This is a genomic window from Pseudomonas kulmbachensis (genome assembly GCF_963681935.1).
GTDB lineage: Bacteria > Pseudomonadota > Gammaproteobacteria > Pseudomonadales > Pseudomonadaceae > Aquipseudomonas > Aquipseudomonas kulmbachensis.
Map to the genome: position 1 here is coordinate 4699039 of NZ_OY817088.1, position 21768 is coordinate 4720806.

14 protein-coding genes are annotated in these 21768 nt (G+C 59.1%); 5 read left to right on the forward strand and 9 right to left on the reverse strand.

Annotated elements, in window-relative coordinates; translation table 11 throughout:
- Nucleotides 1-25: 25 nt before the first annotated feature.
- On the reverse strand, nt 26-952 hold the full coding sequence (cpaB, locus tag U5A05_RS21620; RefSeq protein ID WP_261739883.1) for a Flp pilus assembly protein CpaB: 927 nt from the start codon (nt 950-952) through the stop codon (nt 26-28).
- 329 nt (nt 953-1281) lie between these two features.
- Here cpaB and U5A05_RS21625 point away from each other — a divergent pair, with 329 nt between their 5' ends.
- The gene (locus U5A05_RS21625) at nt 1282-1503 is read left to right on the forward strand and encodes a Flp family type IVb pilin (RefSeq protein ID WP_321834734.1); all 222 of its coding nucleotides are present in this window, start codon (nt 1282-1284) and stop codon (nt 1501-1503) included.
- 22 nt (nt 1504-1525) lie between these two features.
- Complete coding sequence (locus U5A05_RS21630; protein WP_261739885.1) at nt 1526-1933, forward strand: response regulator; 408 nt, start codon at nt 1526-1528, stop codon at nt 1931-1933.
- A 133-nt stretch (nt 1934-2066) separates the two neighbouring features.
- Here U5A05_RS21630 and U5A05_RS21635 read toward each other — a convergent pair whose 3' ends face one another.
- The 3 genes from U5A05_RS21635 to pbpC all read right to left on the reverse strand — a co-directional run bounded on the left by U5A05_RS21635 (nt 2067) and on the right by pbpC (nt 7886).
- Nucleotides 2067-3749, reverse strand: coding sequence for a ShlB/FhaC/HecB family hemolysin secretion/activation protein (locus tag U5A05_RS21635; RefSeq protein ID WP_261739886.1), 1683 nt, complete (start codon nt 3747-3749; stop codon nt 2067-2069).
- A 191-nt stretch (nt 3750-3940) separates the two neighbouring features.
- Nucleotides 3941-5203, reverse strand: coding sequence for a collagen-like triple helix repeat-containing protein (locus tag U5A05_RS21640; RefSeq protein ID WP_321834737.1), 1263 nt, complete (start codon nt 5201-5203; stop codon nt 3941-3943).
- Nucleotides 5204-5522: 319 nt separating this feature from the next.
- Nucleotides 5523-7886, reverse strand: coding sequence for a peptidoglycan glycosyltransferase PbpC (pbpC, locus tag U5A05_RS21645; protein WP_321834739.1), 2364 nt, complete (start codon nt 7884-7886; stop codon nt 5523-5525).
- A gap of 12 nt (nt 7887-7898) precedes the next feature.
- On the opposite strand from pbpC, the gene U5A05_RS21650 reads away from it, so the two are divergent.
- Nucleotides 7899-8192 (forward strand): hypothetical protein, encoded by a 294-nt coding sequence (locus U5A05_RS21650; RefSeq protein WP_261739889.1) that lies wholly within the window; start codon nt 7899-7901, stop codon nt 8190-8192.
- Nucleotides 8193-8372: 180 nt separating this feature from the next.
- Here U5A05_RS21650 and U5A05_RS21655 read toward each other — a convergent pair whose 3' ends face one another.
- Nucleotides 8373-13262 (reverse strand): alpha-2-macroglobulin family protein, encoded by a 4890-nt coding sequence (locus tag U5A05_RS21655; RefSeq protein ID WP_321834742.1) that lies wholly within the window; start codon nt 13260-13262, stop codon nt 8373-8375.
- 249 nt (nt 13263-13511) lie between these two features.
- On the opposite strand from U5A05_RS21655, the gene U5A05_RS21660 reads away from it, so the two are divergent.
- On the forward strand, nt 13512-14855 hold the full coding sequence (locus U5A05_RS21660; protein ID WP_321834744.1) for an MATE family efflux transporter: 1344 nt from the start codon (nt 13512-13514) through the stop codon (nt 14853-14855).
- 77 nt (nt 14856-14932) lie between these two features.
- Here U5A05_RS21660 and speA read toward each other — a convergent pair whose 3' ends face one another.
- The 4 genes from speA to U5A05_RS21680 all read right to left on the reverse strand — a co-directional run bounded on the left by speA (nt 14933) and on the right by U5A05_RS21680 (nt 19332).
- The gene (gene speA / locus U5A05_RS21665; protein ID WP_261739892.1) at nt 14933-16852 is read right to left on the reverse strand and encodes an arginine decarboxylase; all 1920 of its coding nucleotides are present in this window, start codon (nt 16850-16852) and stop codon (nt 14933-14935) included.
- Between the two features lie 206 nt (nt 16853-17058).
- Nucleotides 17059-17430, reverse strand: a complete 372-nt coding sequence (locus U5A05_RS21670; protein ID WP_261739893.1) for a translation initiation factor Sui1 — start codon at nt 17428-17430, stop codon at nt 17059-17061.
- A gap of 288 nt (nt 17431-17718) precedes the next feature.
- The gene (locus U5A05_RS21675) at nt 17719-18261 is read right to left on the reverse strand and encodes an NUDIX hydrolase (protein ID WP_261739894.1); all 543 of its coding nucleotides are present in this window, start codon (nt 18259-18261) and stop codon (nt 17719-17721) included.
- 3 nt (nt 18262-18264) lie between these two features.
- Nucleotides 18265-19332 carry a DUF2333 family protein gene (locus tag U5A05_RS21680; protein ID WP_261739895.1) on the reverse strand — a complete coding sequence of 356 codons (1068 nt, stop codon included), beginning with the start codon at nt 19330-19332 and terminating at the stop codon, nt 18265-18267.
- A 258-nt stretch (nt 19333-19590) separates the two neighbouring features.
- Here U5A05_RS21680 and U5A05_RS21685 point away from each other — a divergent pair, with 258 nt between their 5' ends.
- Nucleotides 19591-21234 carry a PleD family two-component system response regulator gene (locus U5A05_RS21685; RefSeq protein ID WP_321834748.1) on the forward strand — a complete coding sequence of 548 codons (1644 nt, stop codon included), beginning with the start codon at nt 19591-19593 and terminating at the stop codon, nt 21232-21234.
- The last annotated feature ends 534 nt before the right edge of the window (nt 21235-21768 follow it).

Sequence of the window (21768 nt, forward strand, 5' to 3'; positions counted from 1 at the left end):
AAGATCAGGATTTTTATCGGGCAGGCTACTTAGCCGTTTGGTTGCCGCGAATAATTTCGATACCGCGCACACGAGGGGCGCCGCCGGGGTTGCCAGTGACAGGGCCTTTTACCGGGCCGGACATGGCTAACTGATTGAACTGATAAAGGCTGCGCTTGGCGTTATCGAGGTTATTGGAAGCCTCCTGTTCGCCCGCCCAATACTTGCTCAAACGCTGCTCCTGAGCGCTGCGCACCGCCAGACGCAGAGTGCCGGCCTGTGTGGCAAGCATCAGTTGATTGAGCAGTGGCTCAGGAACCGCCAGTACTGCGGTGCGCGCGCTGGCACGACGCTGTTCCTGCTTGAGCGCTTCCTCGGCACTCTTCGGCTGGGAGGCCAGTTGACCATCGTTGGTCAGACCCAAATCATCCCCCACGCTCAGCACACGAACCGCAGGCAATACCACCTGAGCCGATTGCTGCGGGTTGGCGGTGTCCTGCCGCAGAAACAGCAGGATATCGACGTAGTCACCCGGCGTTAGCTGCCCGCCCGCGCCGGTCACTTCGTCAATCGCTACCGCCAGTGCGCGTTCATTGGGGCGAATCATCCGCGCCAACGGGCCGCCCATATCAAAGCTCTGCTCATTGAGCCAAGTACCTGCACTCAGGCTACGCCAAGGGGTACGGCCCACCGCCTGATCAATCGCGGTGAGGCTGCCGGCAGGCACAGTGGTCAATTTCTCCAGGGTCACATCGGCGGCCGTCAAGGCCACATGCGGAGGCACGTCATGGGCTAAAACCACCACTGGCTTGCGGGTCGTGTCTTCAGCCGCCACCACTCCCTGCTCGATTACCTGAGTGACCGGAAGTGCAGCTATCGGCTGTTGCCGACTCAATACCAGGCCCCAATAACCGGCAGCAATAGCCCCAACAAACAAAATCGCGGCGAGTATTAAACTGCGTCGATTGTTCATGCACAAACTCCCTTTCTTACGGCGTACTGCAGACTAAAAAACCAATTCGCAATCAGGCAGCTATGAACAAATAACGCCGATGCAACCCACTTCGTTACTTGAAAATAGCGCAGAGAAATCAAAATGCCATTATCGGAACTAAAAATCTTTAATTAATTTTAATAATTTGATTTAACACACACTTTTCGACGGCTAATTAGAATTAATACTTTATGATTAGTCCATTGTTACAGTTGCTTTAAAATACTTTATTGCCAATGCTGTGATGGCAGATCGCAATCAAGCCGCACCATTGCAGTGCCCACCTCGGTGCACTAAGGAGAAGTCAGATGATGTTAAATACTGTTCTGAGAGTGTATATTCCTGCCCAGGCATTCGTGGCTGGCCAGATCAAGTCATTTATTAAGCGAACAGAAGGTGCTTCGGGTATTGAATACGCTATTATTGCGGCGATGGTTGCAGTAGTTATTGCTGGATTCTCAGTCGACGTACAAAAAGCAGTAACAGATATATTTGATGAGATTAAAGTTGGCCTCGCAATGCCCGCCTAATCAGTTACGACGAGTCATTACTATGAGCACCTCTTCGCCGCGCCAACAGCTCCTTCTGGTGGATGACGAAGAGGACGCACTGCTGGAGTTGGCTGAGCTGTTGGAGGGCGAGGGCTTTGGTTGCTTTACGGCAACGTCAGTCAGACTCGCCCTTCAGCAGTTGGCCCGGCATTCGGATATTGCACTGGTCATCACTGACCTGCGCATGCCGGAAGAAAGCGGCATAGCGCTGATCAAGCGCCTGCAGGAACATGCATCGCGCCAGCATTTACCGGTCATCGTTATTTCCGGGCACGCCGACATGGGCGATGTCAGCGATCTGTTGCGCCTGCACGTACTGGATCTGTTCCGCAAACCCATCTACCACGTGCGTCTGCTAGATACTCTAAACACCCTCTTCCCCTCGCCTCCCCCGTTGCACCAACCCTGACCTTAATTATATTTTCGCCGTACAAAAACCCCACAAAAGTTGCCGAAAACCGTAATCCTCCAACTCTTGAAAGACCACAATTACCAACAACTTCCGTGGGGTTAAACGGTTCCGCCAAGCTACATATATACCCCTACAACTGGTAACTAAAGCTCAACGTATAACGCGGGCTACGGTTAAAGCTGTCCAGCGCAATATCAGACATCGGTTTGGCAACTTCCAGAGCAATGTTGTAATAACGCCTGTCACCAAAACGCATCCCCACGGACGCCGAAGACATGTCTGAACCTTTTAATGGCAGTTCGTTGTACCAGGTCTTGGCCCTGTCCAGTACCGCATAAGGTTGCAGCAACTTCACCCATTCCCCGTCACGGTTAAAGCTGTAGTTCAGTTCATAGGCCACCCCCCAACCCTTGTCCCCCGAAGCCTGATCGTCCGGATAGCCACGGCCGAAGTTCTGCCCGCCAAATACCGCGCGCTCGCTGTCAGGCAAACTGTCGTCGGTCCAGTACAAGGCACCTGACATTACGCCCTGCCAGTTATCCAGAAAGCCGTCACTTTGCACCCCCGACAAACGCAACCGGAAGAAGTCCAGATCGTAGTGGCTGCCGGTCAGATTACTCTCGCTTTTGGCCCCCAAACCATCGATCCCTTGGTACACACCGGCACTCAAGATGCGTAACTGCCTGGCATCGGACTTGCGCCAATCGCCTTCATACGCCAGTGCGCGTACGTTGGTTTTTTCGCTGATGGTCTGCCCATAACCGACCACGTTGTAGTCAGTAGTGTCGTTCACCCCATACAACCGGGCGGCGACGCTCAGCCATTGATCAGGCGCGGCTATCAGCGGATGGCTGACGCCTATCGAGAAACGGTCATTCTCACGATGGGGCTTGAGCTCAAAACCATCGCTGGTAGCGATACTGGTGCTCGGATCACTGCGATAACTGGCGCCATACACGCTTAGCTGTGTGCCTTCGGCGTTCAAGTACTGGCTGTAATCGAGGCGGTAGTAGTGCTCCTTGTCTTTGCCCGGGGGAAACAAACCGCTCAGGGTCAGCTGTTCAGCCATGGCCGTTTGCGAGTTGCTGCTGGCCCCGAACAGTGCCTGAGTACTATCGCGACTGCCTTCGACAAAGCTCATGCTGGTAGTGAACGGTTTACGGCTGGCACCAATATGCAATGTCGATGCACCGTCGGTGGTGCCAGGCGGAGGTACTTGCGCCTGCAAGGTCACGCCGGGAATCCGGCTCATCAGCGTGCTATAGCGATCAAAGGTTTTACGGGTCAGCGGGCGCTCGCCCTTGAGCTTGTCTACCAGCTCATCAATAAAGCCTTTGACCCGTCCAACATCACCGTCAACCTGGTAATCACGGATATAGCCTTCTACCAGTACCACACGTACCAGCCCCTGATCGAAATCCTGCTGTGGCAAAAACGCATACGAGAGCAAATAGCCGTCAGTCTGGTAGCGCTGGGTAATGCCGCGCGTCACCTCAATCAATTGCGCCAAGGTGATTTCATGGCCCAACAACGGCTTGAACACCGCGGCCAATTCCGGCAGCGGGTAGACCGTACCGCCTTCAATCTGCAACTTGCGGATGGTCAGCCGGGTACCCATCAACAATGGCTGAGCCTCGGCGGCACCCGCCTTGGGCAACTCCAGCGCAGGCGCTGACGGGCGATAAGCGTCTACCGGCAAGTTGGGCGTGGGCAAGCTTTGCATGCTGTCGTTGCTGTTGAGGAAACGCGGAAGGATGTCGGCACCTGCATGCGGGGCCAGTGCCAAGAATAAAAAAGGAATGCAATTACGCATAAGACTCTCCATGTTCAACTACAGCGGCATGACGAAGGGACTTCATCTTTTTTGAGTGTTTCGTGAAGTTGCCCCAGCATCAGTCCTACAACCTGTACATGAAAAAAGACGAGAGACTCATCCGAATCTCCCGTCCCAACCAAGCGTAGGCGCTGTAGATACGGCCGTCGAACCGGCCAGGTGCAATAGCGTCAGTTTTTCTTGCCCAAGTTGCCCAACCCGCCAAGCACTCCCCCAAGAGCACCACCCAGACCACCTAAACCACCTGTTGCACCACCACCCGCACCTACCGTCGCACCCACTGAATTGTTGTTGCTTGAATCCAGTTTGATACCCAGCAAGCCACCACCGCCCAGACCTAGCAAGCCGCCTTGGCCAGCACCAGTACCACTACCTGAACCTGTACCGGCGACTGCTCCAAGACCCAACAATCCGCCAAGACCACCCAGACCAGTAGCCGTACCTGTGCCATTGCCGGACGCCGGGTTCACGTAACCACCCGCCTTGTCAGCCACACCGCCCACACCGATCAGCACGCCGCCAACCAGGGAGGTCACCGGATTGTTGTCGCCGGTTGTTGCCACTTTGGTGCCGAGCCCACCGACAACGCCGCCGACCTTGTTCAACAAACCGTCCACGGGAGCCCCGAGACCTGTGGTCGTGCCCACTTTGCCCGTGACGTTTTCCACCAGTGAAATGACCGGCACTAGGACTTTGTCATTCACACCACCGGTGACCTGCCCCAATTGGCCACTGGTCACGTTGGTGGTCAGTGTATTGCCGAGCATGGTCACGGTAGTGCCCACTTTATTTACCAGTCCGCCTGTGGTGTCGGTCACCTTGCCGACGACGCCGCCCACCAGCGGGATCTGACTGATCGGGGTGTTATCGAGCACAGTGCTCAAGCCAGTACCAACTGACGAGACGCCTTTGCCTACATCACTGACCGCATGGGTGGCACCCGCCACGGTAAGGCCAAGCGAGTCCTTGTCGGTGCCCAGTGTGCCCAGACCGTGGGTAAGACCATCCGTCACGGAGGTCACCGCATTGCCAGTGTTCACCACCAGACCGCCACCCAGGGTGCCGACGACCGGGACGCCGTTCAACGTGCTACCCAGACCGCTGACCGTACTGCCCACGCCACCTACGGCTGTACCGACTTGCCCTACGACCTGACCTGTCACCAGAGGCGTGGCGCCTGTACCACCACCGGTTCCGCCACCGCCCGTGCCGCCACCACCAGTACCTCCACCGCCTGTACCGCCGCCACCCGTTCCGCCACCACCAGTGCCACCACCGCCAGTTCCGCCACCACCGGTGCCACCACCGCCAGAGCCGCTATTGCTAGCCACATAGCTCTTGGAACCGCCACCGCCGCTGCTGCAACCTGACAGGCTGACGGTCATTACCAACAGCAAAGCCGTACTGGTTTTCAACCAAAGTTGAGTGTTCATGATCAATGCCCTGCACCTGTTATGCCTGAGTTCGAAACTTCCCTGTTCTGCGTCAGGGATAATTTCATCGGTTACAGACATGACAACGCCACGAGCAAAATCAAACAATTCACAACTTGGTATTAACCCCTTATATACAGACGAGCGCATCCACCTTATGGACTAATACTTTGGATCTACTCGACGACAAAACAACTTTATTTATCAATGTTATTGCTCACCCAACAAGTAACCGAGCGCGACAAGCCCACTTTAGATATAGGCATAATTAATGGCCTGCCCGCTGACGCGTAGGGTGCAAAAAACCGGAAACTGCCACTTATTCCACCAGGCTGAATTCAACACGCGCCGTCTGCCCGGTTTCATCGAGCACACTGAGTTCATAACGGCCCGTCTGTTGCAGCGTGGTGTTGAGCACCTCTTGCCGAGTGCTGACACCCAACGGGGCACCGTTCATAAACCACCAGCGCCGACCGTCTCCGCCCAAGGCCGATAACGCCAGGCGCAACACTTCCTGACTGGCTGCCGGACGACGCAGGCGGTCACCGTCGCGTACGCCAACAATCGACAGCGGCGCAGCCGCATTCAAGGCCGGGGGCGGGCATTCCCTGGAGGCCTGCGGCAACCGCGCCTCACGCCGTTCGACACGGGGTAGCCAGGGTTCCAGCGGTGCAGGCCATAACACCACTTCACGCAGCTGCGCACCGGCGCATTGCGCTGCCACGCGCAAGCCCTGCGGGTTGACCCAAATGGTTTCACGCAGGCCCACACCCAGTGGTTGATCCGCTGCAAGCAAGGTCGGGGGCGTGGTGTGATCCAGCGTCCAGGCAAAACGCTGGCGACGGCAATCGGGATTGCCCTTGTTCATGGGCTGGCCCAGCGGCCAGCAAATCGCAGCCACTGCGACGCTGGCCGGCACGGCCTGAACTGGCGCGACAATACCGCGCTGGCTGTCGCGGTTACTCAGCACATCGTGTACTTGCAACATCAAGGGCGCCGCCGACGCCAGACCAAACTGCCCCGGCACGGGCGTGCCATCCGGGCGGCCAATCCACACGCCGATCAAGTAGCGCGGCGCTACCCCTATCGCCAGGGCATCGCGAAAGCCGTAGCTGGTGCCGGTCTTCCAGGCCAGCAGGGGGCGCTGCACCAATTCGGCGTGCGGGTCGCGATCGGGGCGCGCCTGACCACTGAGGATGCGCCGGATAATCCACGCTGCACCGGGCGAGAGCATGCGTCGCTCGTGTAACGGGTCACTCGGTTGCAGACGCAAATTGGCGCTGCGACCTTCTCTCGCCAGGGCGCTGTAGCCGCTGACCAGATCCTCCAGACGACTGCCGGCACCGCCGAGGATCAACGCCAGATTGGGCTCGGCCAATGCCGGCAAACTCAATGGCACACCTCCATTGCGCATATCGGCGGCAAAGCGCTTGGGGCCATACGCTTCCAGCAACTGCACGGCGGGCAGATTCAACGAAGTGACCAGCGCCGCACTGGCCGAGACCGGCCCGCTAAAGCCCATGGAAAAATTGCCCGGACGGTAGTCGCCATAGCGTCGGGGTACATCCTGCAGCAGCGATTCGGAGTGGATCAGCCCGGCATCCATAGCCATTCCATACAAGAACGGCTTGAGCGTAGAGCCCGGCGAGCGCATGGCTGTGATCATATCGACGTGGCCAAAGCGACGCGTATCGTTGATATCCACCGAGCCCAGATAGGCGCGTACCGCCATGCTCTCGGTTTCGACCACTACGATGGCCGCCGAAGTGTGCTCGGGTAAACGGGCGCGCCAGCCCAACAACAGGTCTTCGAGTCGGCGCTGCAAGTTGGCGTCAATCGTGGTGCGAATCAACGCTGGACTGTTGGGCCGATTAAGCCGCCGCGCCAGCAGCGGCGCCAGGCTCGGTTCCAGACGCGGCGCCAGCAGCAGCGGTTCTTCCAGCGCCTCGTTCACGGCCGACTGCGGCCATACCCGGTACTCGGCCAGGCGGCGCAACACTTTGTCCCGCGCCACTTGCGCCCGCCCCGGGTGACGGTCGGGGCGCAGACGGCTCGGCGCTTGCGGCAACACAGCGAGCAACGCGGCCTCAGAATGGGTGAGCTGCAGCGGGGACTTGCCCAGATACGCCCAACTGGCCGCCGCAACGCCCTGCAGAGTGCCGCCAAACGGTGCGCGATTGAGGTACAGGGTGAGAATTTGATCCTTGGACAGGTGCCATTCCAGCTGCGCGGTGCGCCACAGCTGACGCAGTTTGCCGGGCAGCGTGCGCTCGTGGGGATCAAGCAAACGCGCAACCTGCATCGACAGAGTGCTGCCGCCCGACAACACCCGCCCGCCGGTGAGGTTTTGCCAGGCCGCGCGCCCCAGCGCCAAAGGGTTGACCCCTGGGTGCTGATAAAACCAGCGATCCTCGTAAGTCAGCAAGGCATCCAGGTACAGCGGCGACACTTCACTGGGTTGCACCGGGTAGCGCCACACGCCGTTGGCATCGGCAAAGCGCCATAACGGCGTACCGTCTTCGGCCAACACCACGCGGGCCTGATCATCCTGGGGCAAGGGCAGCGGCCAAATTCGGTCAGCCAGCCACAGCAATGTGCACACCAGCAACAGGCAAGCGACTATCCAGCTCACGATGCGTAGCCGCCCACGGTCGATATCTGGCAAAGTGGCCGCCTTACTCATCGGGATACACACATGCAAGTTGAAGGGTTTTTCGAAAGCCTGGGGCAAATGTTCGGGGCCATCATTCGCTTTATCGTTGAAGGATTGGGTGGCATTTTCAGTGGCCTGAGCCACGCCGGCAGTAACTTTGTCGACGGTCTTGGCCGTGCGCTGGGCATGGAAACCTCGATTATCAGCATTGCCATTTTGGTGATCGGCCTACTGTTTTTATACAACGCCGTACGCGCCTTTATGCGCGCCTCGATCATCGGCGGGGTGATTTGGTTACTACTGGGGTTGTGGGTACTTAGCTGGATCATCAGCTAAACACCCAAACCCTGTAGATACTCTGTTCCAGGTCAAGCCCCAGTGGGAGCGAGCAGGCTCGCTCCCACGCTTGAAGTATCTCTGTAGCCGCTGCCGAAGGCAGCGCCAAGGGCCACAGGACCTTCTTTGGGGTTGCTTCGCAACCCATCGCAGCCTGCGGCAGCGGCTACACAAACATGATTACCGGCCCTTGATCACCATATCCCCTGGTGTTTCGCCCACGGCCTGCCAGTTGGGACGGTACATGGATTCCACTTGTGGTGGCGGTACGCGGTATGTCCCTGGGGTCACGGCACGGGCCAGGTACAGCAGGTGCGTGGTGCCATAGCCATCCAGTTTCAGTGCCGCCACGTAACGGTCATCGCGATATTCCTGATGCTCTACGCTGGCGTTCTGCATCGACTCACGCCATTGCTTGACCTGGGTACTGGCGTTTTCAAGGCTGGCCGCGCTCTGGCCCAGGTTCTGGTTTTCCAGCTCCAGGCCCGCAGGCAGCAAGTCGACCACCAGCGCATCCGGCACCTGCTGCTTGGCCGTAACGGCCAGATGCACCAGTACCAGATCACCACTTTTCAGCGCCTTGAGGTCCAGCGGCTCACCGTTCATGCCTAGATAATCACGGCGAATACTCATGTTCTCGCCACCCGCCGCCGGGGCTTGCTGTGGATAGCCCGAAATCGTCAGCTGTTGATAAATCGGCGTGCTGCCCTGGTTGCGCAAGGTCAGGGGCGAGGCCAGCAACGGCCCATCGAGCTTGATGCCCGATTGGGCGTTGTTCAGCTCGCGGGTCTGGCTGCCACTGGTAAGCTGCGCTGTCCAGCTGGCTTCAGGTTTGCTCAGCAAATCGCGACCGGCGAGGAACAACGAGTTGCGCTCCTGGGTCGACAACCATTGGCTCGCCGCCAGTTGATCGGACAGATCGAACAAACGTTGCTCGCGCTGGCCGCTCATCAGGTTGTTTTCTTCCAGCAGGGCTAAAATCAACGCCTGATCGCGCAGCGGGCTGCCGTAATCACCCAGCCATTGATCCGCCTTGCGAGTCACGGCCAGGCCTGCCACCAGCGCCTGATCGGCTCGCGGCTGATCGCCCATCTTCTGCAGGGCAATCGACAACTGCACCAATGGCAGGCCCGAACGGGCATCGCTGCGCCGTTCAAAGATGCTGCGCAGGGCCCCCAGCGGAGCTTGCTGGCTACGGGCCAAAACCATCGCCGCATACGCCTGCACGGCAAAGCGGGTGTGTTCGAGGTTTTCGCTGTAGTCGGCTTCGATCAGGTTGCGTTCCTGCACATAGCGCAGCAAACGCTGGCTGGCCTTTTTCAGCGCCTCGGGCGGCACCGCGTAGCCTTGATCGCGGGCGCGCAGCAGGAAGTCGGTGACATAGGCGCTGAGCCAGTATTCTTCCTGACCGTCTGCACCCCACAGGCCAAAACTGCCGTTGTAACGCTGCATCCCCAGCAGGCGCTCGATGCCTAATTCGATTTTGCGCTTGCGCTCCGCGTCCGGCTCGCCTTCAAGGCCCAGCCGTTGCAGTAACGCGGCATCGGCATACAGCGCCGGGTACAGGCCGCTGGTGGTTTGTTCGGAGCAGCCGTACGGGTAGGCCTTGAGCGCCCGGATCTGCTCGCCAAGGTTCAGCGGCGGACGGCTCGACAAGCTGAGCAAGGCTTCGCGCCCGGCCGGTTCAAAGGCTTGCAGCTCGGCGTCGGGCAGGCTCCACGGTTGATCGTTGAGCACAGCGCGGTAATGCTTGAGCAAAGCTGGATACGCCGGGCGTACACCCAGGGTCCACTCTCGGGTGAACGGTGCCAGGGTTTCACCCGGCAGATCAAGACCGTTGACCGTCACCTTGACCTGACCCGTGCCATAACCGCCAAGGGCCTTGACCGGCACCTGCAAGGTGCTGCGCTGGCCGGGGCTCAGCGTCACGTTTTGCGTCGCATCGCCCAGCAGGCTCAGTTGGCCCTCAGTGTTGAGCTTCACTTGCAGGGTTTGCGGTTTGTCGGTGAGGTTGGACAAGTCCAACGCCAGCCGGGTCTCGTCACCACCAGCTAAAAAGCGCGGTGCGGCCAGCTCGGCCACCAGCGGCGCGGCGACCACGGTTTTACCTTCGGCCATGCCGTAGCGATCATCGGTCCAGGCCTGGGCCATCAACCGCAGTTCGCCGTTGAAGTCGGGGATATCCACACTGATTTGGCCTTCGCCCTGTTCGTTCAACGTCACCGGTGCGCTTTGCAGCGCGACGATGGTCACGCTGGTGGCAGGTCGCTTGCCGCCCTTGGCCAGCGCCGCATCACCACCGAACGCCAGACTGGCCAGACGGCCCTGCCCGGCTTCGATCAGTTGCCCGTAGATATCCAGTTGGTCCGCGCCATAGGCCTTGCGCCCAAACAGGCTGGCGAATGGATCAGGGGTTGGGTATTCAGTGATATTGAGTACGCCCACATCCACTGCGGCCAGCAGTACATGGGCTTGCTTGGGGATGCTGCCATCGGCGTTTTTAGCCTGAATTTTTACCGTCAGCGGTTGCTTGGGACGCATTTTTTGCGGCGCGTCCAGGCTCAGCGCCAACTTGCGCTGGCTGCGATCGATTGGCAGGTGCAATACACCAACAGCACGCTTAGGGGTGATATTGGTCTTGCGCTCACCGGGGCGAATGACCAGTGCGCTGATGTACAAGTCGTGACGCGCCCAGCTCGGGTCGAGCTTGATGTCGAAGGCTTTACCTTCGGCGGGCACTTCGATTTCTTCCCACCACAGCGGGCCATCACTGCCTTCAACCAACAAGTAACCCTTACCTGCCGCAGGTGGTGTGACCGTGACTTTGGCCGTGTCGCCATCGGCATAGGCGGCCTTGTCCAGCGCCAGCTTGACCTGATCGGGGCGCACGGCACCACCTTCGGCGTTGTCCTGGGCACGATAACCAGCCCAGAAACGCAGGCTGCTGATCAAGCCGGTTTTCGGGTCTTCGACTTCAACCCGGTAAGGGCCCCACTCCACCGGAAAACTGACCTTGGCGGTGTCGCCCGCCTTGAGGCTGAGGGTTTCTTCGTTAAGGTTCAAAAACTTCTCGTTGTAGTGATAGCTCCAGCCATCGTTGTCCGAGTAGTTCCAGTAGTAGTCGCGGCGCTCGCGCACCAGTCGCACTTTGAGGTTATCGGCGGCCAGCTTGTTGCCCTGGCTGTCGGCAACCAACAGTTCAAATTCAACCGGACCATCGCCATCGGTTTCAGTGCCCTCAAACAAACCGCGAATCCCCGGTAGTCGTTCCGCAGGCCACACCGGCTGCACCAGACGCCGAGTAATCGGGCGCCCGCCAGACTCTTGCAAGCTGGCTTGAACAATCAATTGAAGCGGCGATTTGGCATCGCTCCACTGACTTTCAAGGCTGATGGTTTCCTTGCCTTCGGCATTGAGGACGCTTTCGTCCAGTTCCAGATCCTGAGTCAGTTCGGTTTCTGTTACCGAACCAAACTGATAACCCGGCAAGGCGCTGACCGCCTCGCGCAATGGCCGCACATAGACCTGACCGCTCAAGCGATTGCCCGCTGCCGGAGCGCCGTACAGGTAACGGCCCGTCACCTGAATTTCAGCCGTTTGCTCAGGGCTCAGCGGCGTGTCGCTGCCTTTAAGCTCCAGCGCCATGCGCTCGGGCAAAAAATCCTCGACCAAAAACTCATACAGCTGCGGCTTGCCATCGCCGAAATCGAACACCAGTTGCCAGCGCCCGGTCGGTGCTTCGCTAGCCAGTTGCAGTGGGTACTGATACAGACCCGAGGCATCCGGCGACCAGACAAACTTGCGGCTGACCTGTTCGTCCGGACGGCGCACTTCAACGCTGACCGGCTGCGGCTTGACCGGGTTGCCGTCACGGTCGCGCAGCAAGGCATTGAGCAGTACGGTTTCACCGGGACGATACAAATCCCGCGGGCCAAACACAAAGAACTGCAACGGGTGCGCTTGCGGGCCACCAATATCGAACTCGGCCAAGTCCAGCGCTGCCGTATTCAAACGCAGCAAGCTGGTCTGATCACCCTGACGCGCCACCAGCACTTCGGCCTTGGGTGGCAGAGCCAGTTGCGCGTGACCGTCCTTGGCGGTTTTACCCTGACCAAGCATCTGGCCTTTGCCGTCGAGCAACTCCAGCTCGACACCGGCCAGGGCGCTGCCGCCTTCCAGCGCTTGGGTGAAGACATCCAGGCGCTTCTGGTAGCGATGGACGGAAAGGCCAATGTCGCTGAGGGTGAACAAGGTCGCCGGGGTCGAATAGCTATAACTGCCCGACGCAGTCATCACCGCCAGATACACCCCCGGTTGCTGCAAAGGCTTGATCCCGGAAGTCGGCAGGATCAGGGTTTCACGGGTATTACGCGCCGGGTTCAAGTCAAAGCGAGCGCCGTACACCAGATCGGCCATGTTCAGCAGGTCCTTGGCTTCGTAGCTTTGCAGGCTGCTGTTGCGACCCCATTGGCTAAGAAATGCCGGCAGTGATTCGGGTTTAACCCGGAAGAACTCGACATCCACCTTGTCGACGTTCAGCGCGATCACCGGCAGGCCTTCGGCCAAACGGGTGGGCAGCAAGTTGCCACGACTGGCGAAACCGACCATGGGCTGCAGGTCGCGGGTTTCAAGGCGGCTGACGTATTCGGCGGCCAGTTTGGCGTCGTTGACGGCGCGCAGACCGGGGTCAACGGTGAGGATCAGTTTGCGCTGTGGCTCAAGGTGGCGCAGGCGCAGCTCCATGAGGTTATCCGACAGCTCCCAGGCGCCATCGACCTTGCCGGTTTTGGCATCCACCAGATGCAGCGTGTCCGCGAAGTTCTGCTCTGGATTGAGTGGTACCGAAAAGCTGACGGACAAGGTGCTGGCACCGTCCAGTTGCACTTCGGACACATCCACCACACTCAACTCGCGCCCGGCATAGCGTTCGGCCAGGACCTTGACGTCCTGCACCGGTTTGGCCGACTGGCTCGCGGCAACCTTGGGCGCTGCGGGTTTGTCGACACTGGAAGAATCACAAGCGCTCAACAGCGCCAGCGTGCAGGCCAGGAACAATCCTTTGTTAAGCATGGTGTACTCGTTTGACTGGGCATTGAAGGGGTCGACTATATAACAGCGCGCCATGAACCACAGGCGCGCTGGTCAGATTGACTGTGGAACAGGGGATTGGTTCTCCACCGCAGATGCTGGCCTGGCTTTTGGGTGGGAGCGGGCTTGCTCGCGATGGCATCACTGCGGCCAACCGATCAGACCGCGTTGTCTGCATCGCGAGCAAGCCCGCTCCCACAGGTTACAATCACGCTCCCCAAAGGAGCCTGCATGTCATCTTCTCTACTCGCCGACTGGCGCGACCGACCGACCCATCGCCGAGTGTGGGCGCTGGCAGCGCCGATGATCCTGTCGAATATTTCCGTGCCGCTGGTGGCGCTGGTCGACAGCACCGTGATCGGCCACCTGCCCCACGCGCATCAACTGGGCGCGGTGGCCGTGGGCGCCAGCCTGTATATCTTCCTGGCCTGGATGATGGGCTTCTTGCGCATGGGCACCACCGGCTTCTCCGCGCAGGCCGCAGGCCGTGGGGATGGCACCGCTCTGCGGCAAATCCTGCTGCAAGGCTTGTTGCTCAGTGTATTGCTGTCGATGCTGCTGGGGGCCATCGCGATTCCATTCAGCGGGGTGGCGCTGAGCCTGATGCAGCCCTCGGCCGAACTGCACGCCCTGGCCCTGGACTTCTTCCATATCCGCCTGTTTGGCTTACCGGCTGCCCTGGCCAGTTATGCGCTGGTGGGCTGGTTTCTGGGCACGCAAAACGCCCGAGCGCCACTGGCGATTCTATTGACCACCAATCTGGTCAATATCGCACTCAACCTGTGGTTTGTACTCGGTCTGGACTGGGGCGTGGCCGGTTCGGCGCGGGCTTCGGTGATTGCCGAGTGGAGCGGCGCCCTGCTCGGTTTGTGGCTGACACGCGGAGCATTGCGCAAATTTCCCGGCACGCTGGTGTGGGCCGCCTTGCGCCTTTGGCACAACTGGAAGCCACTGCTGGGCGTCAACCGCGATATTTTTATCCGCAGCCTGCTGCTGCAATCGGTGTTTTTTGCTATCACCTTGCAAGGTGCCCGCTTGGGCGACGCCACGGTGGCGGCCAATGCGCTGTTGCTCAATGGCCTGTTGTTGGCCGCCCATGCCCTGGACGGTCTGGCGCACGCCGTCGAGGCGCTATGCGGACATGCAATCGGCGCTCGCGATCGCACTGCTTTGCGCCGTTCGATGGTGGTGGCCTGCGGCTGGTCGTTGCTGGCCAGCCTGGCCTTTGCGCTGCTGTTCCTGTTGGGCGGGCATCTGTTTATCGAGATGCAAAGCGACATCCCGAGCGTGCGTGAAACAGCCTTCCAGTACCTGCCGTATCTGGCCTTGCTACCGCTGATTGCAGTGTGGAGCTATTTGCTCGACGGGCTGTTTATCGGCGCCACCCGAGCCCGGGAAATGCGCGATGCAATGGTCATCAGTGTGATTATCGCCCTCCCCGTCGCTTGGGCGCTGCACGGCTATGGCAACCACGGGCTGTGGATAAGTTTTCTGCTGTTTATGGTGCTGCGCAGCCTGACCCTGGGCATTTATGCGTGGCACATGCAGCGCAAGGATCAATGGTTCGGCGCCTGAACCGAGGCAAAAAAAAACGCTGACCCGCGCAGTGCGCAGGTCAGCGTTTTTCAGTCAGCGAGGACTGTGTCGGGCAATCAGTGGCTCGACAGGTACGACGAACGGGTCAGGCCCAGACGCAGCGCATCCAGGTACTGGGTACGCTCTTTGGCGCTGATGTTGGCACTGGCCACTTTGTCGCGGTAGTGGTTCATCAGCTCTTCAGGCGACAAATGCACGTAGCGCAGCATGTCTTCGATGGTGTCGTGGGTCTCGATCCCGGCGTGGTACACGCTGCCATCGGCGTTCTGGTAGATGTTCACCGAGTCGGTATCACCGAACAGGTTGTGCATGTCACCGAGAATTTCCTGGTAAGCGCCCACCAGGAAGATACCCAGCAAGTAGTCTTCGCCTTCGTTCAACCCGTGAACCGGCAGGCTGGTCTCGATGCTCTGCTCGTCGACGTATTGCTTGATCTTGCCGTCGGAGTCGCAGGTCAGGTCTTGCAGCACAGCACGGCGCAGCGGCTCTTCGTCGAGACGATGCAGCGGCAGGATCGGCAGTACCTGGCCAATCGCCCAAGTGTCCGGCAGGCTCTGGAACACCGAGAAGTTGCAGATGTACTTGTCGGCCAGCTTGTCGTTGAGTTCGTCCAGCACCTGACGGTGGGAACGTTGACGCGCTTTCAACGAGTTATGCAGGCGACGGCACACAGCGAAGTAGCACTGCTCGGCCAGGGCTTTTTCCGCCAGGTTGATTTTACCGTCGGCGTACTGGGCGGCGATGTCGCTCATGTAGTGCGTGGCACGCCAGTAAGTTTCGGTGACCATTTCAATGTCGGTCGGGCCCAGCAGGTCCACCAGCCACTGCACGGTTTCCGGCAGGTTTTCCTTGTTCTCGATAACCGGCACGTCGTCGTTGTGCTTCTCGACGTCGGTCACTTGCACCACCAGCATGGCGTGGTGTGCGGTCAGGGAGCGACCGCTTTCAGAAAAGATGTTCGGGTGCGGCAGGTTTTGCGCATCGCAGAACTCCTTCAACATGCCCACTACAACACCGGCGTAATCGTCCATGTCGTAGTTGATCGAGCTGGCGTTGCGCGAGTGCGTACCGTCGTAGTCCACGCCCAGACCGCCGCCCACGTCGATATGGTCAACCGGCAGGCCGAGGTTGCGCAGTTCACCGTAGTAACGAATCGCTTCCTTGAAACCGTGCTGGTAGTCCGCCAGGTTGGCGATCTGCGAGCCCATATGAAAGTGCAGCAGGCGGATGCCTTGATCCAGACCCGCAGTGCGGAAACGCTCAACCACCGACAGCAACTGCGCGGCAGACAAACCGAACTTGGATTTCTCGCCGCCGGTGTCAGCCCACTTGCTCGAAGCAAGGGACGACAGACGTACGCGCAGACCCACCTGTGGCTTGACCTTGAGCGAGGCCGCTTCTTCGATCACCAGGTCTACTTCGGATTCTTTCTCGATCACGATAAAGACGTTGTGGCCCAACTTCTGGCCCATCAGTGCCAGACGGATGAACTCGCGGTCCTTGTAACCGTTGCAGACGATGGTGCCGCCTTTCGGGGCCAGCGCCAGCACGGCCAGCAGCTCAGGCTTGGAGCCGGCTTCAAGGCCAATCGACACATCTTTGGTGGCGATGATGTTTTCGATCACGGCTTCTTGCTGATTCACCTTGATCGGGTACAGCGCGGTGTACTTGCTCTGGTATTCCAAGCGCTCGATATTGGCATCGAAGGCGCCGGTCAGCTGGCGTACACGGTCTTGCAGGATATCCGGGAAACGCACCAGCAACGGCAAGGACAAACCGCTGTTCTTGCGCAGTTCGTCGACTTGCTCGTACAGGTCGATGGGCGAGCTGTTCGGGCCGTTCGGACGGACTTCTACGCGACCGGCTTCATTGATCGCGAAATACCCGGCCCCCCAATGGCGAATCCCATAAACGCTGCGGCTGTCCGCAACTGTCCATTGGCTGCCATCGTCTTTGCGTGTGCGTCGTACGGACATCGAAGTCCCCTATAAATAAGTCAAATAGCCCAGCCTGAAAGCAGGCTGGTGCAGTCTAAAGTGTGAAAGTGACGATTAGTCAGACCCTGACAACAGCGCCGAGTTTAGAAACCCGTGATAACAGGCTCTGTGAAAACCATGGCGAGCACAATCTGACAGCCCTTGAAGGCGTCAGACCAACTGCGCGGTGGTTTTCACAGAGGCTGCTAGCCGCCGGATTTCTTGGCTTTGAATCCGTGTTTGAGCAACTCGCCAAGCAACAGCTCGACGTGATCGCCCTGGATCTCGATGATCCCGTCTTTCAGCGCCCCGCCGGTACCGCAACGTTTTTTCAACGTGGTGGCCAGCTCCTTGAGCGCGTCTTCAGGCAGCGGCACGCCGGTGATGGTGGTCACCGTCTTGCCGCCACGGCCCTTGCTTTCGCGACGCACGCGAGCAATGCCATCACCTTCGGGGATCAGGGTTTGTTTGCAGGTACAGGCGTCTACTGGCTGGCGACAGTCCGGACAGTGACGACCTGCGTCGGTGGAAAATACCAAGCCACCAAGGGCGGCGAAGGATGCGGCTTTTTTGGCCACCGGCAATCCTCATTCGGAGGACAAATAATTGGCCGGTGCATGACGCTGTTGCGCCAAGGTGTACCGACCGCGAAGCCCCACTCTGGCAGGGGCAGCGCAACTCAAGCGGGAAAAACGCCTGAGCCTGAAAAAGGTCGCGCAGTGTAACGACAAAATCGCTGCTGCCCAATAGCCAATCGGCGTAAAAATCTGCGCAAGGGCCACATGGACTTCAACCGTAGGAGCGAGCCTGCTCGCGAACGGCATTCGCGAGCAGGCTCGCTCCCACAGGGGCAACTGCGCAGCGACCTACGCCGTGTTGATTTGGGTAAGGTAACGCTTGAGCGCATCCAGCGAATCCGGGCAGTAAGGCTGCTGCCCGCTCAGGCGCAACGCCTCTGCCACCGGCATAAAGCAGGCGCTCTGGACTTCCTCGGGTTGCACCTGCAGCGGGCCGTCCCACACGGCCGAAAACACCGCGCACCACAGATGGTTTTGCGGGCCCTCGAAGTAAAACCGTTCGTGAGCCGTCAGCGCCACACCACTCACGCCCAGTTCTTCTGCCAGTTCACGGGCGGCTGATTCGGCGTAGGTTTCATCAACCCCGACCATACCGCCCGCCGCCACATCCCAAAATCCGGGATATAACGCTTTGCTCAGGGTGCGCTGATGCACGCAGAGTTCCCCGGCAGAGTTGAACAAGAGGATGAACGTACCGCGACCGATCAGGCCGCGTTCACGCAGTTCGCGGCGCGGCAAGCCGCCCAGCAGGTGGTCGTCGCGATCGACCCAAGCCACTTGCTCGACATCGGAGGCCGCACGGTGCGCGGCCTCCAAGGCTGAAATAGGCATGATTTAGCCTTGCGACAGCAATTGACGAAGATCCATGACCGCCGCGTTGGCGCGGGAAATGTAGTTGGCCATGACCAGCGAGTGGTTAGCCAGCACACCATAACCGCTACCATTAAGGATCATCGGGCTCCAGACCGGCTCTTGCGCTGCTTCCAGCTCGCGAATGATCTGGCGCACGCTCACCGTGGCGTTCTTTTTGGCCAGCACATCAGCGAAGTCGACCTCAATGGCGCGCAGCAAGTGCGACAAGGCCCAGGCCTGACCGCGGGCTTCGTAGAACACGTTATCGATCTGCATCCACGGTGTTTCGACCACTTCTTCGTCAACCACTGGAACCTGACCAGGTTGCAGGCTTTCAGTCTTCAGCGCGCTGTTGAGCTTGACCCGCCCTACGCTGGCCGACAGGCGTTGCGACAATGAACCCAAGCGGGTACCCACATCGCCCAGCCAGTTGTTCAGGTTATCGGCACGGGCATAGAACAGTGCATTTTTCTGGTTCGGGTCAGACAGGCGCGCCTGATAACGGCTCAGGGAGTTGATGCCTTCCTGGTATTCGGATTCGCTGGAAGGCAGCATCCAGCTTTTATTGTCGAAGTTGAAGCGCGGCTCAGCCTTGGCCAGATCCGCGTCTTCAGCCGACTGCGACTGCGAACGGGCGAAATCCTTGCGCAGGGCGCGGGTCAAGTCGCGCACTTGCACCAGCACGCCATATTCCCAGCTTGGAATGTTGTCCAGAAAAATGCCCGGTGGAAAACGGTCATTGGACAGATAGCCGCCCGGCTTGTTGAGCAATGTCCCGGCGACGGTTTTCAGGGTTTCGACGGTCGTGAAGCCCGGCACCATCTGCTTGCCTTCTTTCTCGGCAGCTAACTGAGCGTTTTGCTGCACGGGAAAGAGGTCCGGCTCCTGGCTCCAGTACCAGCCAAATCCCAGGCAGACCACGACATAGATACCTACCAGCACTGCGATTGAGCGGCTCAACAGGATGCTTTTGAAATAACCACGCGACTGTGTTTTCGTCTCTTTGACCGACTCGCGGGCTGTGCCCTCACGTTTTTTCCAGTCCAGCATGGCTATGTCCTTTCAAATGCTTGATTCAACGGTTCGACCACAACCCTAACCCATCGTGCCTTGCTGCACGCTTTTAAATCGAGGCCAGGTTATCTGCAGGATCGCAGGGGCCATATACGCCCGGCACTATAGAACATGGATGGGCAACATGGCTGCCCGACAGTTAATTTCAAGGAGAAACTCGTACATTTGGAGCGAGGTGCTAGCATAGGGCCATCATTCGATTTGAGCATGCCCTCTTTGCCCAGCAGCCAGGATATGACCGAGCAAGAAGACCCCAGTCGCGAACGCCTGAAAAACCACTTTGCCCAACGGGTCACGCATCAGGCACGCCAGATTCTTGAGATATGGCAACGTTTGCAGGCCAACCAATGGTCCGCTGCAGGGCTGGCAGAACTCGACGACGCCAATTCGCGCCTGCTGCGTTTTGCCGAACGCTTCGAGCAACCGGAACACATCGAGCTGGCCCGGGGCATCAACGTTGCACTACAAGACATGGCGGCCAATCACAGTCGCCTGAGCAGCAAGATCATCACCGAGCTCAACCGTTTGATGCAGCGCCTGTCGCGCACCGGTCTGCGCCAGGACGATCTGATGCCCCACGTCTGCCTGCCACCGCTGCGCAAGCCGGTGTATATCCTGCTGCAAGACCTGGAGCGCGCGGACCGACTGGCCAAGCAACTGGATTTTTTTGAGCTCAGCGCCCAAGCATTCGGCAACCTGACCGCCTTTCGCCACGCCATGGCGGAGCGCCATCCAGCAGCAATTGTGATGGATGTCGACTTCAGTGGCCCCGGAATGGGCCTGGAGCTGGCGGCCGAAGCCCAGGTCGGTCTCGAACAAAAGCTCCCGCTGCTGTTTTTCAGCTTGCATGAAACCGACACTCCGACCCGCCTGGCCGCCGTGCGCGCAGGTGGACAAGCGTTTTTTACCGGTACCCTCGAAGCTTCAAGCCTGATGGAAAAAATCGAGGTACTGACCTGCGTGGCCCAATACGAACCCTACAGGGTTCTGATCATCGACGACTCACGGGCTCAGGCATTGCACACCGAGCGCTTGCTCAACGGCGCCGGGATTGTCACCCGCACATTGATTGATCCGATTCAGGCCATGGCCGAACTGGCGCAATTCCAGCCGGACCTGATCATCCTCGATATGTATATGCCCACCTGTACTGGCACTGAGTTGGCCAAGGTGATCCGCCACAACGACCGCTACGTCAGTGTGCCGATCATTTATCTGTCGGCCGAAGACGACATGGACAAACAACTCGATGCCATGAGCGAGGGCGGCGATGACTTTCTGACCAAACCGATCCAGCCGCGCCATCTGATTACCACCGTGCGCAACCGCGCCGTCCGTGCTCGCCACCTCAAGGCGCGGATGGTACGTGACAGCCTGACCGGGCTGTACAACCACACCCATATCCTGCAATTGCTTGAAGACTGCACCTTTCGCGCCCGCCGCGAAAATCGTCCGCTGAGTTTCGCCATGCTCGATCTGGATCACTTCAAACGCGTCAACGATGGCTACGGCCATCCGATGGGCGATAGGGTGATCAAAAGCCTGGCGCTGTTTCTCAAGCAACGACTGCGCAAAACCGATTTTATTGGCCGATATGGCGGTGAAGAGTTTGCGATTGTGATGCCGGACACCGATCAGGAGTCGGCCTACAAGGTGCTTGATCAGATTCGCCAACGCTTCGCCGAGATTTTCTACCCCGCGCAGCCCACCGACCTGGCGTGCTCATTCAGCGCGGGCCTGGTGCAGATGCAGGACCAGGCAGACAGCCTGCTGATGGCTTCCCAGGCCGACGAAGCGCTGTATAGGGCCAAGAACAATGGCCGCAATCGGGTGCAACCCTTTCACCAGTTAAGGCCTATTGCCACTATTTATTCGTAATCCCCGCCCACGTCACACCGCTGTAACTCAACTGCAATAACTTTTGCCGCTTCTGACTGTGTAGTAGGCAAGAATCCACATGCGCCTGAAGCTGCTAACCAACCTCAATACGCTGCTGCTGGTCGCCGTGTGCCTCGCTCTGGGCGCAACCCTGTGGTGGTCGCAGCAGGCGCTGGAGCGCCCTTTTCTGTTGATGGAGCGCTATTTGAGCCTCTCGCAGCAGTTTCAGAACAAAGTGGCACGCAATATCGAGGACTACCTTGCCAGCGGCGATGCCCTGCGCCTGAGCGATGCCAACAGCGCGCTCGAGACCCTCAAGGCCGAACTCAAGCCTTTGCCGCCAGCACTGGCCGATGCGCTGCGGCCCAGCCTCGAAAACCTGAGCACCTACAGCAATACCGAACTGCTGGCCGCCGGCAAGCTGGCCGGTGACCCGCAGGCCTTGCTGTTGCAAGCTGAACGTGAGCTGGGGGCCGGCCTCGAACAGCTCAGCCAATATGCCAGCGATCCGACCTCGACCGAGGCCCGCGCCTA

Excerpts from the sequence above, each read along its gene's own strand:
- cpaB (WP_261739883.1), bottom strand. The coding sequence starts at position 952 with ATGAACAATCGACGCAGTTTAATACTCGCCGCGATTTTGTTTGTTGGG.
- U5A05_RS21625 (WP_321834734.1), top strand. The coding sequence starts at position 1,282 with ATGATGTTAAATACTGTTCTGAGAGTGTATATTCCTGCCCAGGCATTC.
- U5A05_RS21630 (WP_261739885.1), top strand. The coding sequence starts at position 1,526 with ATGAGCACCTCTTCGCCGCGCCAACAGCTCCTTCTGGTGGATGACGAA.
- U5A05_RS21635 (WP_261739886.1), bottom strand. The coding sequence starts at position 3,749 with ATGCGTAATTGCATTCCTTTTTTATTCTTGGCACTGGCCCCGCATGCA.
- U5A05_RS21640 (WP_321834737.1), bottom strand. The coding sequence starts at position 5,203 with ATGAACACTCAACTTTGGTTGAAAACCAGTACGGCTTTGCTGTTGGTA.
- pbpC (WP_321834739.1), bottom strand. The coding sequence starts at position 7,886 with ATGAGTAAGGCGGCCACTTTGCCAGATATCGACCGTGGGCGGCTACGC.
- U5A05_RS21650 (WP_261739889.1), top strand. The coding sequence starts at position 7,899 with ATGCAAGTTGAAGGGTTTTTCGAAAGCCTGGGGCAAATGTTCGGGGCC.
- U5A05_RS21655 (WP_321834742.1), bottom strand. The coding sequence starts at position 13,262 with ATGCTTAACAAAGGATTGTTCCTGGCCTGCACGCTGGCGCTGTTGAGC.
- U5A05_RS21660 (WP_321834744.1), top strand. The coding sequence starts at position 13,512 with ATGTCATCTTCTCTACTCGCCGACTGGCGCGACCGACCGACCCATCGC.
- speA (WP_261739892.1), bottom strand. The coding sequence starts at position 16,852 with ATGTCCGTACGACGCACACGCAAAGACGATGGCAGCCAATGGACAGTT.
- U5A05_RS21675 (WP_261739894.1), bottom strand. The coding sequence starts at position 18,261 with ATGCCTATTTCAGCCTTGGAGGCCGCGCACCGTGCGGCCTCCGATGTC.
- U5A05_RS21680 (WP_261739895.1), bottom strand. The coding sequence starts at position 19,332 with ATGCTGGACTGGAAAAAACGTGAGGGCACAGCCCGCGAGTCGGTCAAA.
- U5A05_RS21685 (WP_321834748.1), top strand. The coding sequence starts at position 19,591 with ATGACCGAGCAAGAAGACCCCAGTCGCGAACGCCTGAAAAACCACTTT.